Here is a 17896-nt window from a genome sequence, read left to right as displayed (position 1 = left end):
GCAGCGGACGGGTGGATTACGGTGCGGCCTGCAGTACAGTGCTGCAATCGACCCGGATCACCTCGTCATCGGCGGTCCAGCTGAACTGCTGGCAATGACGGTTGCCGTCCTCGGTCTTGACCACACGTACGGCATGCACCGCCTGCCACAGCTCGGCCTGGGTAGTGACGCCGTCACCATCCCAGTCCATCTGGGCACGGTCCAGGCCGGCGGTGATGGCCATCCCGGCCCACCACGACCAACCCAGCCAGGCCAGCACCAGCACCACCAGGGCCAGCAAGGCCCGGCGGCGCGGACTGAACGGAGCGCGGCGCAACATCAGGGCACGCGGCGGATGTTGGCACCCAGCCCGCTGAGCTTCTCCTCGATGTTCTCGTAGCCACGGTCCAGATGGTAGATACGGTCAATCGTGGTATCGCCCTGGGCCACCAGGCCGGCCAGGATCAGACAGGCCGAAGCGCGCAGGTCGGTGGCCATCACCGGCGCACCGGTCAGTACCTCCACCCCGCGCACGATCGCGGTATGCCCTTCGACCTGGATGTCGGCACCCAGACGCTGCAACTCATGCACGTGCATGAAGCGGTTTTCGAAGATGGTTTCCTTGATCACGCCAACGCCGTCGGCCATGCAGTTCATGGCCATGAACTGGGCCTGCATGTCGGTCGGGAAAGCCGGATGCGGGGCGGTGGTCAGGTTGACCGCGCGCGGACGCTGGCCGGCCATGTCCAGGGTGATACGGTCGCCTTCGACCTCGATCTGGGCACCGGCCTCGCGCAGCTTGGCCAGTACCACGTCCAGGGTATCCGGACGGGTATTGCGCACGGTCACCTTGCCACCGGTCATCGCCGCGGCCACCAGGAAGGTGCCGGTCTCGATGCGGTCCGGCAGCACGGCATGGCGACCACCACCCAGACGCTCCACGCCATGGATGGTGATGCGCGCGGTGCCGGCACCTTCAATCTTCGCGCCCAGCGCATTGAGGCAGTCGGCCAGATCGGTGACTTCCGGCTCCATCGCCGCGTTTTCCAGCACCGTGGTGCCTTCGGCCAGTACCGCGGCGGCCATCACGTTCTCGGTACCGGTCACGCTGACCATGTCAAAGGTGTAGCGCCCGCCCTTCAGGCGGCCATCCACATGGGCCTTGATGAAGCCGTTCTCCACGGTGATTTCCGCACCCAGCGCCTGCAGGCCCTTGATGTGCTGGTCCACCGGGCGCGAGCCGATGGCGCAACCGCCCGGCAGCGAGACCTCGGCCGAACCGAACTTGGCCAGCAGCGGGCCCAGCACCAGGATCGAGGCGCGCATGGTCTTGACCAGCTCATAGGGTGCCACCACCTGGTTGACGCTGCGCGGGTCCACCACGATGGCGCTGCCGCGCGACAGGGTGCCCTGGTCGATCTCGACCTTGGCCCCGAGCTCACCGAGCAGCTTGAGCGTGGTCACCACGTCGTGCAGGTGCGGCACGTTGGTGATTTCCACCGGCGCATCGGCCAGCAGGGTGGCGCACAGGATCGGCAGGACGGCGTTCTTGGCGCCGGAAATGGTGACCTCGCCGTTGAGCGTGGTACCACCGTTGACAATGATTTTGGGCATGCGCGTAGGCGTCGAAGGTAAGGGGACGGCGGCCTCAGCCGGCCTGGTCCGGGGTCAGGGTGGTCAGGGCCAGCGCGTGGATCTCACGGCCCATCAGTTCGCCGAGGGTCGCATAGACCATGCGGTGACGGGCCAGCGGCAGTTTGCCGGCAAACGCGGCGCTGACCACGGTGGCCTCGAAATGCACGCCATCATCACCCTGGACCTGGACGAGGGCATCGGGCAGGCCGGTCTGAATCAGATTGGTGATGGTTTGGGCGTCCACGCGGCTTTCCTAATAAAATGGCTGTCCATTCTACTCTCCGGCCGCTGTCAGCATGACCGTCCCGTCCCTGAATCACACCACTTTGGCAGCCCAGTCGCTGGTGGATAGCGGACAACGCGTATTTGCCATCGAGCAAGGCGCGTTGGCCGCCGTGGCTGCCCGCCTGGGCGAGCCCTTCGCGGCCGCCTGCCGGCACATCCTGGCCTCCTCCGGCCGCGTGGTCACCATCGGCATGGGCAAGAGCGGCCACGTGGCGCGCAAGATCGCCGCCACCCTCGCCTCCACCGGCACCCCGGCCTTCTTCGTCCATCCCGGCGAAGCCGGGCATGGCGACCTGGGCATGATCACCGAGGGCGACGTGGTCCTGGCGCTGTCCTATTCGGGCGAATCCGACGAAATCCTGATGCTGCTGCCGGTGCTCAAGCGCCAGGGCAACATCCTGATCGCCATGACCGGGCGCGAACAGTCCAGCCTGGCCAAGGCCGCCGAGGTCCATCTGGATGTCAGCGTGCCCGAGGAAGCCTGCCCGCTGCATCTGGCCCCGACCTCCAGCACCACCGCCTCCATCGCCATGGGTGATGCCCTGGCCGTGGCCCTGCTGGAGGCACGTGGTTTCACCGCCGATGATTTCGCCCGCTCGCATCCGGCCGGCAGCCTCGGACGGCGTCTGCTGCTGCACATCACCGATGTCATGCACAGCGGCGAGGAGCTGCCCTGCGTGGATGCCGACGCGTCGCTGAGCCAGGCACTGATGGAAATGAGCCGCAAGCGCCTGGGCATGACCTGTGTGGTGGATGCCGCCGGCCGCCTGGCCGGCCTGTTCACCGATGGCGACCTGCGCCGTGCGCTGGATACCGACATCGACGTGCGCAGCGCGCGCATTGCCGAGGTCATGACCCCCAACCCGCGTACGATCAGTGCTGACCGCCTGGCCGTGGAAGCGGCCCGGCTGATGGAAACCCACAAGATCAACGGCCTGATCGTGGTCGACGCCGAGCATCGCCCGGTGGGTGCCCTGAACATTCATGACCTGTTGCGCGCACGCGTGGTTTAACCGGAACCATGCCCCATTCATCCCAACCCGAGCCGCTGATGCCCTACAACCCGCTGGACACCCTGCCAGCCGAAGTCCGCACCCGCGCCAGCCGGATCCGTCTGGCCTGCTTCGATGTGGATGGCACCCTGACCGATGGACAGCTGTATTACGACCATCTCGGCAACGAGAGCAAGGCGTACTTCGTCCAGGACGGGCTGGGCCTGAAGCTGATCCAGCGCCACGGCATCGTGCCGGTGATCATCACCGCGCGCGACAGTGCCTCCGCAGCCCGGCGTGGTGCTGACCTGAAGATCCAAACCCATGTCGGCGTGCGCGACAAGCTGGCCCTGCTCAACCAGCTGTGCCAGCGCGAAGGCATCGCCCTGGACCAGGTGGCCTTCATCGGCGATGACCTGCCCGACATCACCTGCCTGCGCGTGGTTGGCCTGGCCGTGGCGCCGGCCGACGCGCACCCGTGGGTGGCGCAGAGCGTGCACTGGCAGACCCCTGCCGGTGGCGGACGCGGCGCGGCCCGCCAGCTGTGCGATGTGCTGCTGGCCGCCGGCGGTCACCTGGAAGACGTACTGGCCGGAGTGCAGCCATGAGCCTGACCGTGAGCAAGCGCCACTTCATCATCCCGGTCCTGGTGCTGGCCACCCTGTGGCTGGGCTGGCAGGCGTGGGACAACCGCCAACAGGCCACCACCAGCGAGACCGAAGCGGGCAACGATTATGTGCTGCATGATTTCCAGATCGTGGCTCTGGATGCCGAAGGCAAGGAATCGGTGACCCTGCGTGCACCACTGCTGACCCGCAACAGCAGTGACCAGACCCTGGACATCACCCGTCCACTGTTCCTGCTGCCTGACAGCGCCGGCAAGCACTGGCAACTGGCCTCGGCCACCGGCTGGGTCAGCGCCGATGGGGAGCAGATGATCCTGCGTGGCGGGGTCAAGGGCGACAGTCCCCAGGATGCGGCCATCACCCCGACCACCTTCCGTAGCGATACCCTCACCGTCTACCCGCAACGCAGCCTGGCCGAAACCGCCGATGCGGTGGAGATGACCCAGCCCGGGCTGACCCAGCGCGGTATCGGCATGCGCATGGATGCGACCACCAATACCTTAAGCCTCCTTTCCCAGGTCAAGACACGCTATGAACCTTCCGCTGCCCGCTAAGTTTGCGTTGATCGCCCTGCTGCTGCCCGGCCTGGCCCTGGCCCGCTCGTCGGACCGCAACCAGCCGATGAGCCTGGACGCCGACAGCTCGGACTGCAACCTGGCCGACGAAAACGGCAAGTGCCGCTTCAGCGGCAATGTGGTGATCGAGCAGGGCACCCTGCACATCACGGCCAGCAGTGCCGAGATCTACCGCAGCAACGGCGAGCCCAGCCGTGTCGTCCTCACCGGCCGCCAGGCCACCCTGCGCCAGCAGATGGATGACGGCACGCCGATGACCGCCACCGCCAACACCATGGACTACACCATCAGCAACGAGACCATCGTGCTGACCGGCAATTACAAGGTGGAGAGCCCGCGCGGCACCAATGCCGGCCAACGCATGACCTACAACATGGCCACCGGCAACATGAACAGCGGCGGCGACGGCAGCCGTGTGCGTACCGTGCTGCAGCCCAAGGCGCGTGCCGCCACGGAGACCAAGTAATGCTCGTTGCCCAGGGCCTGGCCAAGCGCTACAAGCAGCGCGAAGTGGTGCGTTCGTTCGGCCTGCAGCTCGATGCCGGCGAGGTGGTCGGCCTGCTCGGCCCCAACGGTGCCGGCAAGACCACCTGTTTCTACATGATCGTCGGCCTGGTCGCCGCCGATTCGGGGCGCATCGAACTGGATGGCCGCGACATCACCAACGAGCCCATGTACGAGCGCGCCAAGCTCGGTGTCGGCTACCTGCCGCAGGAACCTTCGGTGTTCCGCAAGCTCAGCGTGGCCGACAACATCGCCCTGGTGCTGGAGCTGCGCCAGGACCTGGACGAGGCCGGACGCGCGCGCGAACTGGCCTCCTTGATGGAAGAGCTGCAGATCAGCCATGTGGCCGATCAAGCCGGCGCCAGCCTCTCCGGTGGTGAACGCCGCCGGGTGGAAATTGCCCGCGCGTTGGCTGCCAAACCGCGCCTGATCCTGCTCGATGAGCCCTTTGCCGGCGTCGACCCGATCTCGGTGGGCGACATCCAGCGCATCGTCACCCACCTGAAAAACCGTGGCATCGGCGTGTTGATCACCGACCACAACGTGCGCGAGACCTTGGGAATCTGCGACCGCGCCTATATCCTTGCCGAAGGCGGGGTGTTGGCACAGGGGAGCCCCGAACAGATCCTGGACAACCCGGACGTACGTCGCGTCTATCTGGGCGATACCTTCAAGCTGTAAACCGGCGGCCGGCTTGGCGCGGTGCATGGGGAGGCAATGAAAACCCGGCTCAACACCACCCTCAGCCAGCAACAGACGCTGACCCCTCAACTGCAACAGGCCTTGCGCCTGCTGCAGCTGTCCGCGACCGAGCTGGAACTGGAGCTGGCCCAGGCCGTGGCCTCCAATCCATTGCTGGAATGGGCCGAAGAAGCCCATCAGGGCAATGAGCAACCCGGTGTCGATGCAGCCCCTGCACAAAGCAGCGAACCGGCGGCCAACGGCAATGACACCGCGCCCGACAACGAGCACAGCGATGGCCAGGACTGGGTCCCGGACCAGGGCCCGTGGGCGACTGGCAGCCGTCATGACGGCGACAGCGATTACGAACCGCCGGCACTGAAGCTGGGTGGCAGCGACCAGGACCTGGGCGACCACCTGCGGGCGCAGTTCCAGCTGCTCAAGCTGAGCCAGCGCGACCGCAACATCGGCCTGGCCCTGATTGATGCCATCGACAGCGATGGCTACCTGCGCGAACCGCTGCCCGCCATTGCCCAGGCCCTGCAGCCGGAACTGCTGGCCAGCGAGGATGAAATCCTCGCCGTGCTGCGCCACGTGCAAGGGCTTGAGCCAACCGGGGTGGGCGCCCGCGACCTGGGCGAATGCCTGACCCTGCAACTGCGGCTGCTGCCGCCTTCCCTGCCCGGGCATGAGCTGGCCCTGCAGGTGGCGCATACCTCCCTGCCCCGCCTGCCGCGTGCCGGCATCGACGGGCTGGCCCGGGAAATGCGCCAGCCCGTGGCCGCCATGCAGGCCGCGGTGGACCTGCTGCGCCAACTCGAGCCGCGCCCTGGCCGCCTGGTCGGCCAGGCCGACACCAGCAGCTGGGTGATCCCGGATGTGGTGATCTGGCGCCAGCGTGGCCGCTGGCAGGCCGCACTGGCCGGCCACAGCGGGCCGCCGGTGGTCATCCACCATGGCTACGCCCAGCTGTTGGGCCACTGCAGCGACAGCGACAGCAGTTACCTGCGCAGCCACCTGCAACAGGCACGCTGGTTGATCCGTGGCCTGCAGCAACGTGGCCAGACCCTGCTGCGGATCAGCCGCGCCCTGCTCGTACACCAGGCTGCCTATCTGGAATACGGCCGTCAGGCACTGCGCCCGTTGACCCTGCGCGAGATGGCCAGCGAACTGGAACTGCACGAATCCACCATCTCCCGCGCCATCGCCGGCAAGTATGTGCGCACTCCGCGCGGCACCGTGGCCCTGCGCGAGTTCTTCAGCAGCGGCATGGACACCGGCAACGGCGAAGAGACGGCCAGCAGCGCCATCCAGGCCACGCTGGCCCGGCTGATCGAAGCAGAAAACCCGCGTAAACCTTTATCCGACGCCAAATTGACAGAGCTTCTAAAACAATCCGGGATGACGGTGGCGCGGCGCACGGTTGCCAAGTATCGTGAAGCCATGAACATCCCGCCGTCGCACGAGCGTGTACGCATCGGCTGACGTCCCGGGCAACGGTGGCAGGTTCATGCGTCCATCCGATCCAATCAGGAGGCAAGCGATGCAAATCGAAACCTATGGCCAGCAGCTGGAAATCACCCCGGCATTGCGTGAATACGTGGAAACCAAGTTCCAGCGCCTGGCCCGCCACTTCAGCCACCACTGCGAAGTGCGCACGCAACTTTCGATCAACAAGCCGGACCACCAGGCCATTGCCACGGTCAACCTGCCGGGCCGGACCCTGCACGCCGATGCCTCCGCGCCGACCATGTACGCGGCCATCGACATCCTTGCCGACAAGCTGGACCGCCTGCTGCTCAAGCACAAGGAAAAGAGCCAGAGCCATGACGGCACCAGCCTGCGCGACAGCGCCGACTGACACCGCCACCTGCCGGTGCCTGCGGGCACCGGCAACCGCGCCTTGCGACCGCCTGCCCTGAGCAGGCGGTCATCGCCCCAACCCTACGGTCCCCATGAATACCCGCATCACCGCACAGGAGCTGTTCGAGCAGCAGAAGGAAAAACTCGCCCTGCGCTGGCTGGCAGGCCAGACCGGTGGACAGCGTGACCTGGAGGCCGGCAATACCGTCTCCCGCCGCCCGTCGCTGGCCGGCTACCTCAACGCGATCTACCCCAACAAGGTGCAGATCCTGGGCAGCGAGGAGCTGGACTGGCTGGACTCGCTGGACCCGCGCCTGCGCTGGGAAACCATCGAAAAGATCATGCAGGCCCGGCCGCTGGCGCTGGTGATCACCAAGAACCACACCTGCCCGGAAGACCTGCGTGCGGCGGCCGATGAATCAGCCACCCCGTTGTGGGTCTCGCCGCGCCGCGGCCACGAGCTGCTCAACCACATTTCCTATCATCTGGCCCGCACCCTTGCCCCGCGCATCACCCTGCACGGGGTGTTCATGGAGATCTATTCCATTGGCGTGCTGATCACCGGCGAAGCCGGTTCGGGCAAGAGCGAGCTGGCCCTGGAGCTGCTCAGCCGTGGCCATCGCCTGGTTGCCGATGACGCGCCGGAATTCACCCAGATTGCCCCGGACGTGCTCGACGGCACCTGCCCGGAACTGCTGCAGGACCTGCTGGAGGTGCGCGGCCTGGGCGTGCTCAACATCCGCGACATGTTCGGTGACACCGCTGTAAAGAAGAACAAGTACCTTCGGCTGATCGTCCACCTGACCAAGCCGATGACCGAACCCAACATCCATGGTTACGAGCGCCTGACCGGTGATTCGGGCAAGCGCCATGTGCTGGACCTGGACGTACCGTTGATCACCCTGCCGGTGATGCCCGGACGCAACCTGGCCGTGCTTACCGAAGCGGCCACGCGCCTGCATATCCTGCGCACCAAGGGCATCGACCCGGCAGCCATGTTCATTGCCCGCCACTCCAACCTGCTGGAGCAGCGCAGCACATGAGCGCCAAGGTCTCCCTGATCATCGTCAGTGGCCTGTCCGGCTCGGGCAAGAGCATTGCCCTGAAGACCTTCGAGGACCTGGATTACTACTGCAGCGACAACCTGCCCATCGGCCTGCTGCCGGACTTCGTGCGCAGCGTGCTGGCCAGGCAACCTGAAGACACCGACGCGCGCATTGCCATCGGCATCGATGCCCGTGCCCGCACCTCGCCCGAACAGCTGCTGGCGTGGCGCCAGCAGGCCATCGACAACGGACTGGATGCCCAGTTGCTGTATTTCGAGGCTGATCGCGACACCCTGCTGGCCCGCTATGCCGATACCCGCCGCCGCCATCCGCTGAGCCAGCTCGGCCTGTCCCTGCCTGAAGCGATCGAGCACGAACGCCAGATCAGCGCTCCGCTGCGCGCCCAGGCCGATGCGGTGATCGACACCACCGGCATGAACGTGCACCAGCTGCGGCGCAAGGTGATCACCGAATTCGCCCTGGCCACCCACGGCAAGGTCTCGTTGCTGTTTGAGTCGTTTGCCTACAAGCGCGGCGTGCCCACCGAAGCGGATTTTGTCTTCGACGCCCGGGTCCTGCCCAACCCGCACTGGAACCCGGACCTGCGGGTGATGACCGGCCGTGATGCGCCGGTGCGTGAGTATCTGGAGCAGCAGCCGGACGTGGCCCTGTACAGCGAGCAGATCATCGCCCTGCTGGACACCTGGCTGCCCCGCCTGCGCCATGAAACCCGCAGCTACGTGACCATTGCCTTCGGCTGCACCGGCGGCAAGCACCGCTCGGTCTACATGGCCGAACGCATGGCCCGGCATGCCCGCGAGCAGGGCTGGAGTGACGTGGCCACCTTCCATCGTGAACAGCAGTAGGCCGGCTGTGAAAAAACCGTCATCCGATCATGGTTTTATCCCCCCGTTGATCCCGTTGACCTGATATGGTCGCAAGCATGCGTTGTGGAATCCTGCTGGTGACCCATCCCGGCCTTGGCAATGCACTGCTGGAGGTTGTCGGCCACCTGCTTGGCCCTTCGCCACTGCCCCTGCAATGCCAATGTCTGGAAGTGGGTTACGACGCCGATCCGGCCCGGTTGCTGCCAACCGCCCTGCACACCCTGCAGGATCTGGATACCGGAGCCGGCGTGTTGCTGCTGACTGACCTGTACGGGGCATCTCCCAGCAACCTGGCATCGGATTTGCATGCGCTTCACCGGCACTGCCGCAGGGTTTCAGGCTTGAACCTGCCGATGCTGGTGCGCGTGATGAATTACCCCGATCTTGCGCTGGATGGACTGACCATGATCGCCGCCAGCGCCCCTGAACATGGAGCCATTGTCGACAATGCTTGAGCGTGAGCTGATCGTATCCAACAAGCTGGGCCTGCATGCCCGCGCTACCGCCAAGCTGGTACAGACCCTCTCCGGCTTCGCCGCCAATGCCACCCTGGTGGCCAAGGGCCGCGAGGTCAATGCCAAGAGCATCATGGGCGTGATGCTGCTGGCTGCCGGCCAGGGCACCCCGGTGACGGTGCGCGTGGAGGGCAGCGACGAAGCCCAGGCCCTGGCCGCGGTGACCGAGCTGTTCGAGCGCAACTTCGACGAAGCGCAATGACGCCGATGCGCACCGAGCCGACCGGCTGCAACGGCCACCGGGCCCCTGACTGATGGCCAGCCGCCTGGCTGGCCTGGGAGCTTCGCGTGGTGCCGCCCTGGGCCGGGCCCGGGTGCGCCAGCCGTTGCTGCCCAGCGTCGGCCGTGAGCGGATTGCCGCCAACCGGGTTGAAGAAGAAGTCAGCCGCCTGCACCAGGCGGTGGACAGCGCACGCCAGGAAATGGCCTCGCTGCGCCAGCGCCTGCAGGGCGCGATGCCGGCCGAGATCGGCGAATTCCTCGACCTGCACACCCTGCTGCTGGACGACCCGGAACTGCTGGCCGCACTGGATGAACTGATCCGCAGCCAGCGTTACAGCGCCAGTTGCGCCCTGGGCGTGCAACGCCAGCGTCTGGCCAGCCTGTTCGAGCAGATGGAGGATGACTACCTGCGCAGCCGCCTGGATGACCTGGACCATGTCATCGGCCGTCTGCTGCAGCTGCTCAACCCCCAGCAACGCCACAGTGCCGGGGTCGCCGGCGAAATCCTGGTGTGTGAATCGATTGCCCCGGCCGAGCTGGTGCAACTGCCGGCCAGCGGCGTGGTCGGCGTGGTCACCACCGGCGGCAGCCTGCTCTCGCACAGTGCAATCCTGGCCCGTTCGCTGCATTTGCCCCTGGTGGTCGGAGCCAGCAACGCGCTGCAGAAACTGCACAGCGGCCAGCTGCTGATCATCGACGGCGAGAGCGGCCAGATCACCCCTGACCCGGATGCCGGGCAACTGCAGCAGTACCGCCTGCGCGTGCGCGAACTGGCCCGCGAACGGCGCGAGCTGCAACGCCTGCGCAGCAAGCCCAGCCGCACCCTGGACGGCACCGACATCCGGCTGCTGCTCAATGCCGAAAGCAGCGAGGACTTTGCCCAGGTCCACCGTCTGGGAGCGGCCGGCCTGGGCCTGTACCGCACCGAATTTCTGTTCCTGCAGGGCCGTCACCTGCCTGACGAACAGACCCAGTTCGAGCATTACCGCGATGCCGTGCTGGCCATGGCCGGACGCCCGGCCACCTTCCGCACCATCGACCTGGGCGCGGACAAGGCCGACCGCGCCGGGCTGGCCCCCAGCCATGAGGACAACCCGGCCCTGGGCCTGCGCGGCATCCGCCTGTCCATGGCCAACCCGGCGGTGTTCGACACCCAGCTGCGGGCGATCCTGCGCGCCTCCGGTTATGGCCCGGTGCGCATCCTGCTGCCCATGGTCAGCGGCCGTGAGGAAGTGCTGGCGGTACGCCGCCGGCTGCGCCTGATCCAACGCCAGCTGCGCGACAGTGGCCATGCGGTTTCCGAGCAGGTCGCCCTGGGCGCGATGATCGAAGTGCCCGCGGCCGCACTGGCCGTGCACGGCTTCATCGACCTGGTCGATTTCCTTTCCGTCGGCACCAATGACCTGGTCCAGTACCTGCTGGCCGCTGATCGCAACAACCCCGCCGTGGCCGGCTACTACAACCCCTTGCATCCGTCCCTGCTGCAGTTGCTGGCCCAGCTGCTGGACAGCGCCAGCGCGGCGCAGGTACCGGTCTGTGTGTGCGGCGAGATTGCCGGCGATGCGCGCCTGGTGCCGCTGCTGCTGGCTTTGGGCCTGCGCGAGCTGAGCCTGCATCCCTCCAGCCTGCTGGAAGTACGCCAGGCCATCCGCAACAGCGACCTGGAACAGCTGTCCGCGGCACGTCCTGCCTTGTTGCGCGCGCGTGACCGCCGTGCCATCGAACGCTGGATTGCCACCCATATCACGCCGGGACGTTGAACCAAGGGCTGGGCAGCCCAGACCCCGCGAGGGATAATGCCCGCCACAACAGTCCTGTTCCGATGCCGCAGCTTCATCCCTGTCGGCCCACGATCCACTCCGGGAACCGCGCATGGCCGAAGCTGTACGCCACGACAAGACCGCACGCCAGCTGCGGCTGCTCTCCGATGCACTGGACAGCGGCCGGCTTGGCCCGGTACGACGGCTGATCAATACCCTGGCGCCGGCCGAGATCGGCAATCTGCTTGAATCCCTGCCACCGGGCAAACGCGAGGTGGTCTGGGGCCTGGTCGATGCCGAGGACGACGGCGAGGTGCTGCTGCACGTCGGCGAGGAAGTGCGCGAAAGCCTGCTGGCCGAGATGGACCCGGACGAAATCATCGCCGCGGTCGAAGACCTGGACATCGATGACCTGGCCGACCTGGTCGAGGACCTGCCCGACACGGTCATCGATGAAGTACTCAAGTCGATGGACCGCGAGAACCGGGAACGGCTGGAGCAGGTGCTGTCCTATGCCGAGGACACCGCCGGCCGCCTGATGAACCCGGACGTGGTCACCGTGCGCGCCGACGTCAATGTCGATGTGGTGCTGCGCTACCTGCGCCTGCGCGGCGAACTGCCCGACCATACCGACCACCTGTTCGTGGTCAGCCGGCGCCACCAATACCTGGGCCGGGTCTCGCTGGCCTCGCTGGTGACCCATGAGGACACCACCGCGATCAACCGCCTGATCGATGACGAGCAGCCGGCCATCGACGTGAATGAAAGTGCCGAGGAAGTGGCCCGCCAGTTCTCCGACCATGACTGGGTCTCCGCGCCGGTGGTGGACGAGAACAACATCCTGCTCGGCCGCATCACCATCGATGACGTGGTGGACATCATCCGCAGCCAGGCCGAGCACCAGGCGCTGGGCGCGGCCGGTCTGGACGAAGAGGAAGACCTGTTCTCGCCGATCAAGCGCGCGGTACGCGGCCGCATCGTCTGGCTGGGCATCAACCTGGCCACCGCCTTCCTCGCCGCCACGGTGATCGGCCAATACGAACTCACCCTGGAAAAGGTGGTGGCCCTGGCCATCCTGATGCCGATCGTGGCCGGCATCGGTGGCAATGCCGCCGTCCAGGTGTTGACCCTGATGGTGCGCGGCCTGGCCCTGGGCCAGGTGGGCCCGAGCAATGCGCGCATCCTGCTGTGGAAGGAAATCCGGGTGGCCCTGATCAACGGCGTGCTGATCGGCGGCATCGTCGGCCTGATCGCCTGGGCCTGGTTCGGCAGTGCCCTGCTGATGCTGGTGATCGCCCTGGCCCTGATCATCAACTTCTGCGCCGCCGCCCTGGCCGGCGTCTTGCTGCCGCTGCTGCTCAAACGCATGAATGTCGACCCGGCCGTGGCCGGCACCGTGGTGGTCACCGCGGTGACCGACGTGATCGGCTTCTTCTCCTTCCTCGGCCTGGCCACCGCGATCCTGCTGCACTGATGCCATGACCCATACCGTCGACAACTATTTCAGCGCCTGGCGCGATGCCCGCCACATCTGCCCGGCCTGCGAGTGGGAAGGCTTCAGCGTGCAGATGGAACTGGAGCCGCACCGCGAGCAGAGCGAATACAGCTGCCCGCACTGCGAATGCCTGGTGCTGGTGGTAGCCCACCCGGACCTGGCCCAGGTGCAGGCCGCCGCCGCCGATGGCCATCCCGAGGCGCTGGAGCAATTGGCCCTGCTGGACGCCTTCAACTCCCGCCAGGGCTGAAACGAAAAAAGGCGCCACAAGGCGCCTTTTTTCTGTCTGACGCCGGCCAGGCTCAGCCCAGCACGGCCTGCAGCGCGGCCATGCGCACGGCCACACCGTTGGCCACCTGACGCAGGATCCACGACTGCGGGCCGTCGGCCACTTCATCGGTGACCTCCACGCCGCGGTTGATCGGGCCCGGATGCATCACGATCGCATCGGGTGCGGCGCGACGCAGGCGTTCGGCATTCAAGCCCCAGCGTGCGTGGTAGGCCTCCAGCGAGGGCACCAGGCCTTCGCTCATGCGCTCGTGCTGCAGGCGCAACATCATCAGCACATCCACGCCCTCGATCATCGCGTCCAGATCATCGCCGACGGTGCAACCGGCCAGTGTGTCATCGTCCGGCAGCAGGTTGGCCGGGCCACAGACGCGGATCTCGCCGGCGCCCAGGGTACGCAGGGCATGCAGGTCGGTACGCGCCACCCGCGAATGCTTGACGTCACCGACGATCATCACCTTCAGCGCAGAAAAATCCGTGCCCTTGGCCTGGCGGATGGTCAGCATGTCCAGCAGGCCCTGGGTCGGGTGGCCGGAGCGGCCGTCACCGGCATTGAGCAGGCAGGTTTCCGGCTTCACCGTGGCGGCCAGGCGGGCCACCGCCCCGTCATCGGGGTGGCGGATGACAAAACCGCGCACGCCCATCGCCTCCAGGTTGCGCAGGGTGTCGGTATCGGTCTCGCCCTTCTTGGCCGAGGAGGTGGAGGCATCAAAGCTCATCACATCGGCGCCCAGACGCTGCGCGGCCAGGGTGAAGGAGGAACGGGTGCGGGTGGACGGCTCGAAGAACAGCGTGCACACCGCTGTCCCGGCCAGGACCTCGCGGCGGTCAGTGGTACGGCCGATGGCGCTGTCATGGCAGGCCTGGGCCTGATCCAGCAAACCTTCAAGGACGGGACGGGGCATCCCCTCCAGAGTGAGAAGGTGACGCAGGCGGCCGGTCGAATCCAATTGCTGGGCAGTCATGTTGTAGAGGGGGGAGTCTAGGAAACCGGAATGGCGTCGCCCGGGGAATCGAGCCAGCGCTCGATGATCACCGCCGCGGCAACGGCGTCGAGGTTGGCCGCATCGCGCTTGCGCTTGTGCCCGCTGGCACGCTGCTGCGCGAAACGGCGCGCCGCCTCGACCGAAGAAGAACGTTCGTCCACCAGCACCACCGGCACCGCATAACGGCTCAGCAGCTGGCGGGCAAAGGCATGGGCACGCTTGCGGTTGGGCTGGTCCTCGCCTTCCAAGGTCAACGGGTCACCGACCACCAGACCCTGCGGGCGCCATTCCTTGATCAGCCGGTCCATCGCCGCCCAGTCAATGCCGCCGGCGGGGATCTCGACCACCGCGATGGCGCGGGCGGCCACGGCAAAGGCCGAACCGATGGCCACACCGATCCGGCGCGAGCCCACGTCAAAACCCAGTACCGTAGCGTCGGCAGGAATGGGACCCATGGGATTCAGGCCCGTCCGCTGTAATCGGTGAGATGGGCCATGTCGAACCCGAGCAGGCCGGCAGCACCCTGCCAGCGCTTGTCCAGCGGCAGCTCGAACAGGATCGCTTCGGCATTGGGTACGGTCAGCCAGCTGTTTTCACCCAGCTCGGTTTCCAGCTGGCCCGGGCCCCAGCCGGCACAGCCCAGCGCCACCAGGGCATTGCGCGGGCCATGCCCCTCGGCCATGGCCTGCAGGATGTCGCGCGAGGTGGTCAGGAACAAGCCATCGGCCACAGTCAGGCTCGAACTCCAGTGGCGGGCATCGTCATGGATCACAAAGCCGCGCTCGGTGTGCACCGGGCCGCCATTGAGCACCGGCACCGATTGCAGGTCGGCATCCTCGCTGTGCAGGCCGATCTGCTCGAACACATCGCCCAGGGTGTACTCGGAAGGCTGGTTGACCAGCACCCCCATCGCACCCTGGTCATCATGCTGGCAGATCAACGCCACGCCACGGGCAAACGGCTCCTGCTGCAAGGAAGGAGCGGCCACCAGCAGGTGGTTGGTCAGGGCGAGCGTAGAACTGGACATTCCGTCATTCTATCGCCTTGTGGCCGTTTCAGGCCGTGCACAAAGGCAAAAACGCCATGTCCAGCTACTGCCGCATTGCCCCCGGCCATCCCCTGCACGGCCCCTACCATGACCTGCACTACGGCTTTCCGGTGCACGATGAGAGCGCGCTGTTCGAGCGCCTGGTACTGGAGATCAACCAGGCCGGGCTGAGCTGGCTGACCATCCTGGCCAAGCAGGACAACTTCCGCCGCGCCTACGACGGATTTGATGTGGACAGCGTGGCCGCCTACGGCCCGGCCCAGGTACAGCGCCTGCTCGATGATCCGGGCATCATCCGCAACCGGCTGAAAATCGCCGCGGCCATCCACAATGCCGGGGTGATCGCCGGCCTGCGCCACAGCCATGGCGGTTTCCATGCCTGGCTGGCGGCCCATCACCCGCGTGACAAGCCGGCCTGGGTCAAGCTGTTCAAGCAGACCTTCCGCTTCACCGGTGGCGAGATCACCGGCGAGTTCCTGATGAGCACCGGCTGGCTGCCGGGCGCCCACGCCGCCGACTGCCCGGTCCACGCACGCACCATCAACGCCGGCGCGGCCTGGGCCCAGGACTTCAGCAGCGGCCCTGGTAACGCCCCGGGCGGTGGTTGAAGCCCAGCACCATGCCGATCAGCAGCGCCGCGATCACCGAATAGGCCACATTGCTGGCCGGCAGCACCAGCAGGGCGACAGCCATCAGCACCAGGTCATAGCACAGCTGGAACAGGCCGGCATTCCAACCACGTGACTGCTGCAGGTAGATGGCCAGGATGCCGATCCCGCCCAGCGAGGCGCGGTGGCGCACGAAGAACAGGATGCCAAGGCCGGTCAGGCAGCCGCCGATCACCGCCGACATCAGTGCACTGTCGCCACTGAAGGTGATGTCGATCCAGCGCGGCAACAGGTCGGTCAGCGCGCCACAGGCGGCCACCGCGGCAAAGGTCTTCAGGGTGAACTCCCAGCCCATGCGGCGTACCGAGAGCCAGTAGAACGGCAGGTTGCCCAGCACGAACACCACCGAGAACGGCCAGTCAAAGGCGTAATGCAGCAGCAGCGACAGGCCGGCCATGCCGCCCACCAGCAGGTTGTCGTGGGCCAGTACGGCCAGGCCCAGCGAGCTGACCAGGGTTGCCAGCAGCAGCCCCTGGATGTCGTCAATCACACCATGGCCGGCCAGCGGCAGACTGGCCTTGGAAGAAGTCGGGGCAACCGCCGTATCGGCGGCCGGGGGGACGGACGCGGGCATGCCAGCACATCATGGGTGGGGAGGTGTATTAGACACAATTGAAACCAATTTTGCTGCACTTGCACAAAACAAAACGCCCGGCGGGCAGCCGGGCGTCAGGTTCACAAGCTGAATTGGAAAAAGATCAGCGAACTTCGGCGATCTCCACACCATCCAGACCCTGGGCCAGGGTCTTGGCATCGCCGCCCTGGGACAGCTTGATGCGCAGGCGGACCTCGTTCTGCGAATCGGCAAAGCGCAGCGCATCGTCGTAGCTGATCTCGCCGGCCTGGTACAGCTCGAACAGGCTCTGGTCGAAGGTCTTCATGCCCAGCTGGACCGAATCCTTCATCACTTCCTTGAGCTTGTGGATCTCGCCGTCGCGGATGTAGTCCTGCACCAGCGGGGTGCCGAGCATGATTTCCATCGCCACCTTGCGGCCCTTGCCGTCCGGGGTCGGCACCAACTGCTGGGCCACCACGCCCTTCAGGTTCAGCGACAGGTCCATCAGCAGCTGGTTGCGGCGGTCTTCGGGGAAGAAGTTGATGATGCGGTCCATCGCCTGGTTGGCGTTGTTGGCATGCAGGGTGCACAGCACCAGGTGGCCGGTTTCGGCGAAGGCAATGGCGTGGTCCATGCCCTCGCGGGTTCGCACCTCGCCGATCATGATCACGTCCGGGGCCTGGCGCAGGGTGTTCTTCAGCGCCGCTTCCCAAGTATCGGTGTCGATGCCGACCTCGCGCTGGGTGATGATGCAGCCGGCGTGCTTGTGCACGAATTCGATCGGGTCCTCGATGGTGATGATGTGGCCCGAGGAATTCTGGTTGCGGTAACCGATCATCGCTGCCAGCGAGGTCGACTTACCGGTACCGGTGGCACCGACGAAGATGATGATGCCGCGCTTGGTCATGGCCAGCGACTTGATCACCGGCGGCAGGGCCAGTTCTTCGACGGTCGGGATCTTGGTCTCGATCCGGCGCAGCACCATGCCGACCTGGTTGCGCTGGTAGAAGCAGCTGACACGGAAGCGGCCCACACCGGCCACGCCGATGGCGAAGTTGCACTCGTGGGTTTTTTCAAACTCCTCGCGCTGCTTGGGCGTCATCACGTTGAGCACCATGTCGCGGCTCTGCTGCGCGGTCAGCGGGGTCTGGGTGATCGGGCTGATCTTGCCGTGCACCTTCATCGCCGGCGGCATGCCTGCGGTGATGAACAGGTCAGACGCCTTCTGGTGCGCCATCAGCTTGAGGAAGGAGGTGAAGTCGAGGCTGCTCATGGGCTACTCCAG

Annotated in this window: 23 protein-coding genes; 15 read left to right on the top strand and 8 right to left on the bottom strand. The window is 66.1% G+C overall.

The annotated features are described in order from the left end of the window. Positions 1-16: 16 nt before the first annotated feature. Genes ABB30_RS01980 through ABB30_RS01970 form a run of 3 tightly spaced genes read right to left on the bottom strand, consistent with a single transcriptional unit; the run spans position 17 to position 1858 of the window. Entirely contained in the window at positions 17-319 is a 303-nt protein-coding gene (locus tag ABB30_RS01980; RefSeq protein ID WP_057636626.1) for a hypothetical protein, read from the bottom strand. Next, entirely contained in the window at positions 319-1593 is a 1275-nt protein-coding gene (gene murA / locus ABB30_RS01975; RefSeq protein ID WP_057636625.1) for a UDP-N-acetylglucosamine 1-carboxyvinyltransferase, read from the bottom strand. The genes ABB30_RS01980 and murA overlap by 1 nt, the downstream gene beginning before the upstream one ends. Before the next feature lie 34 nt (positions 1594-1627). Next, positions 1628-1858: a BolA family protein gene (locus tag ABB30_RS01970; RefSeq protein ID WP_057636624.1), complete on the bottom strand. Its 231-nt coding sequence runs from the start codon at positions 1856-1858 to the stop codon at positions 1628-1630. A 52-nt stretch (positions 1859-1910) separates the two neighbouring features. Between ABB30_RS01970 and ABB30_RS01965 the strand changes: the two genes are divergently transcribed. The 14 genes from ABB30_RS01965 (at position 1911) to ABB30_RS01900 (ending at position 13315) form a co-directional block, all read left to right on the top strand. Then, entirely contained in the window at positions 1911-2912 is a 1002-nt protein-coding gene (locus tag ABB30_RS01965) for a KpsF/GutQ family sugar-phosphate isomerase (RefSeq protein WP_057636623.1), read from the top strand. 38 nt (positions 2913-2950) lie between these two features. Beyond that, entirely contained in the window at positions 2951-3499 is a 549-nt protein-coding gene (locus ABB30_RS01960; protein WP_057636622.1) for a KdsC family phosphatase, read from the top strand. Further along, positions 3496-4071 (top strand): LPS export ABC transporter periplasmic protein LptC, encoded by a 576-nt coding sequence (gene lptC / locus ABB30_RS01955; RefSeq protein ID WP_057636621.1) that lies wholly within the window; start codon positions 3496-3498, stop codon positions 4069-4071. The genes ABB30_RS01960 and lptC overlap by 4 nt, the downstream gene beginning before the upstream one ends. Beyond that, positions 4049-4558: a lipopolysaccharide transport periplasmic protein LptA gene (gene lptA, locus ABB30_RS01950; protein ID WP_057636620.1), complete on the top strand. Its 510-nt coding sequence runs from the start codon at positions 4049-4051 to the stop codon at positions 4556-4558. Before lptC ends, lptA begins: the two co-directional genes overlap by 23 nt. Further along, positions 4558-5277, top strand: a complete 720-nt coding sequence (lptB, locus tag ABB30_RS01945) for an LPS export ABC transporter ATP-binding protein (RefSeq protein WP_057636619.1) — start codon at positions 4558-4560, stop codon at positions 5275-5277. The genes lptA and lptB overlap by 1 nt, the downstream gene beginning before the upstream one ends. 36 nt (positions 5278-5313) lie before the next feature. Continuing rightward, a complete protein-coding gene (locus tag ABB30_RS01940) occupies positions 5314-6762 on the top strand; it encodes an RNA polymerase factor sigma-54 (RefSeq protein ID WP_057636617.1) in 1449 nt (482 codons plus the stop codon). Between the two features lie 58 nt (positions 6763-6820). Then, positions 6821-7138 carry a ribosome hibernation-promoting factor, HPF/YfiA family gene (gene hpf / locus ABB30_RS01935; protein ID WP_057636615.1) on the top strand — a complete coding sequence of 106 codons (318 nt, stop codon included), beginning with the start codon at positions 6821-6823 and terminating at the stop codon, positions 7136-7138. 94 nt (positions 7139-7232) lie between these two features. After that, positions 7233-8183: an HPr(Ser) kinase/phosphatase gene (gene hprK / locus ABB30_RS01930; protein ID WP_057636613.1), complete on the top strand. Its 951-nt coding sequence runs from the start codon at positions 7233-7235 to the stop codon at positions 8181-8183. Next, the gene (gene rapZ / locus ABB30_RS01925; protein WP_057636610.1) at positions 8180-9052 is read left to right on the top strand and encodes an RNase adapter RapZ; all 873 of its coding nucleotides are present in this window, start codon (positions 8180-8182) and stop codon (positions 9050-9052) included. The genes hprK and rapZ overlap by 4 nt, the downstream gene beginning before the upstream one ends. Before the next feature lie 77 nt (positions 9053-9129). After that, a complete protein-coding gene (locus ABB30_RS01920; protein ID WP_057636608.1) occupies positions 9130-9528 on the top strand; it encodes a PTS sugar transporter subunit IIA in 399 nt (132 codons plus the stop codon). After that, complete coding sequence (locus tag ABB30_RS01915; RefSeq protein ID WP_057636606.1) at positions 9521-9790, top strand: HPr family phosphocarrier protein; 270 nt, start codon at positions 9521-9523, stop codon at positions 9788-9790. The genes ABB30_RS01920 and ABB30_RS01915 overlap by 8 nt, the downstream gene beginning before the upstream one ends. 52 nt (positions 9791-9842) lie before the next feature. After that, positions 9843-11570: a phosphoenolpyruvate--protein phosphotransferase gene (gene ptsP, locus ABB30_RS01910; RefSeq protein ID WP_057636604.1), complete on the top strand. Its 1728-nt coding sequence runs from the start codon at positions 9843-9845 to the stop codon at positions 11568-11570. Positions 11571-11682: 112 nt separating this feature from the next. Beyond that, positions 11683-13044, top strand: a complete 1362-nt coding sequence (gene mgtE, locus ABB30_RS01905; RefSeq protein ID WP_057636602.1) for a magnesium transporter — start codon at positions 11683-11685, stop codon at positions 13042-13044. Positions 13045-13048: 4 nt separating this feature from the next. Further along, the gene (locus ABB30_RS01900) at positions 13049-13315 is read left to right on the top strand and encodes a hypothetical protein (RefSeq protein WP_057636600.1); all 267 of its coding nucleotides are present in this window, start codon (positions 13049-13051) and stop codon (positions 13313-13315) included. A 52-nt stretch (positions 13316-13367) separates the two neighbouring features. Here the strand turns inward: ABB30_RS01900 and ABB30_RS01895 are convergent, their stop codons facing one another. Genes ABB30_RS01895 through ABB30_RS01885 form a run of 3 tightly spaced genes read right to left on the bottom strand, consistent with a single transcriptional unit; the run spans position 13368 to position 15366 of the window. Further along, positions 13368-14318: an aspartate carbamoyltransferase catalytic subunit gene (locus ABB30_RS01895; RefSeq protein WP_057636598.1), complete on the bottom strand. Its 951-nt coding sequence runs from the start codon at positions 14316-14318 to the stop codon at positions 13368-13370. 17 nt (positions 14319-14335) lie between these two features. Next, positions 14336-14794, bottom strand: a complete 459-nt coding sequence (gene ruvX / locus ABB30_RS01890; RefSeq protein ID WP_057636596.1) for a Holliday junction resolvase RuvX — start codon at positions 14792-14794, stop codon at positions 14336-14338. A 5-nt stretch (positions 14795-14799) separates the two neighbouring features. Then, positions 14800-15366 carry a YqgE/AlgH family protein gene (locus tag ABB30_RS01885; RefSeq protein ID WP_057636595.1) on the bottom strand — a complete coding sequence of 189 codons (567 nt, stop codon included), beginning with the start codon at positions 15364-15366 and terminating at the stop codon, positions 14800-14802. A gap of 56 nt (positions 15367-15422) precedes the next feature. Here ABB30_RS01885 and ABB30_RS01880 point away from each other — a divergent pair, with 56 nt between their 5' ends. Then, entirely contained in the window at positions 15423-15995 is a 573-nt protein-coding gene (locus ABB30_RS01880) for a DNA-3-methyladenine glycosylase I (protein WP_057636642.1), read from the top strand. Here the strand turns inward: ABB30_RS01880 and ABB30_RS01875 are convergent. Both ABB30_RS01875 and ABB30_RS01870 read right to left on the bottom strand, forming a co-directional pair. Continuing rightward, a complete protein-coding gene (locus ABB30_RS01875) occupies positions 15958-16629 on the bottom strand; it encodes a YitT family protein (RefSeq protein ID WP_057636593.1) in 672 nt (223 codons plus the stop codon). The genes ABB30_RS01880 and ABB30_RS01875 overlap by 38 nt on opposite strands. Before the next feature lie 124 nt (positions 16630-16753). After that, positions 16754-17884 carry a PilT/PilU family type 4a pilus ATPase gene (locus tag ABB30_RS01870; protein ID WP_057636591.1) on the bottom strand — a complete coding sequence of 377 codons (1131 nt, stop codon included), beginning with the start codon at positions 17882-17884 and terminating at the stop codon, positions 16754-16756. Positions 17885-17896: the final 12 nt, after the last annotated feature.

The organism is Stenotrophomonas ginsengisoli (assembly GCF_001431485.1).
In the GTDB taxonomy this organism is placed as follows: Bacteria; Pseudomonadota; Gammaproteobacteria; order Xanthomonadales; family Xanthomonadaceae; genus Stenotrophomonas; species Stenotrophomonas ginsengisoli.
The sequence above is the reverse complement of the archived record's forward strand: the minus strand, read 5'-3'. Positions and strand labels throughout refer to the sequence as shown.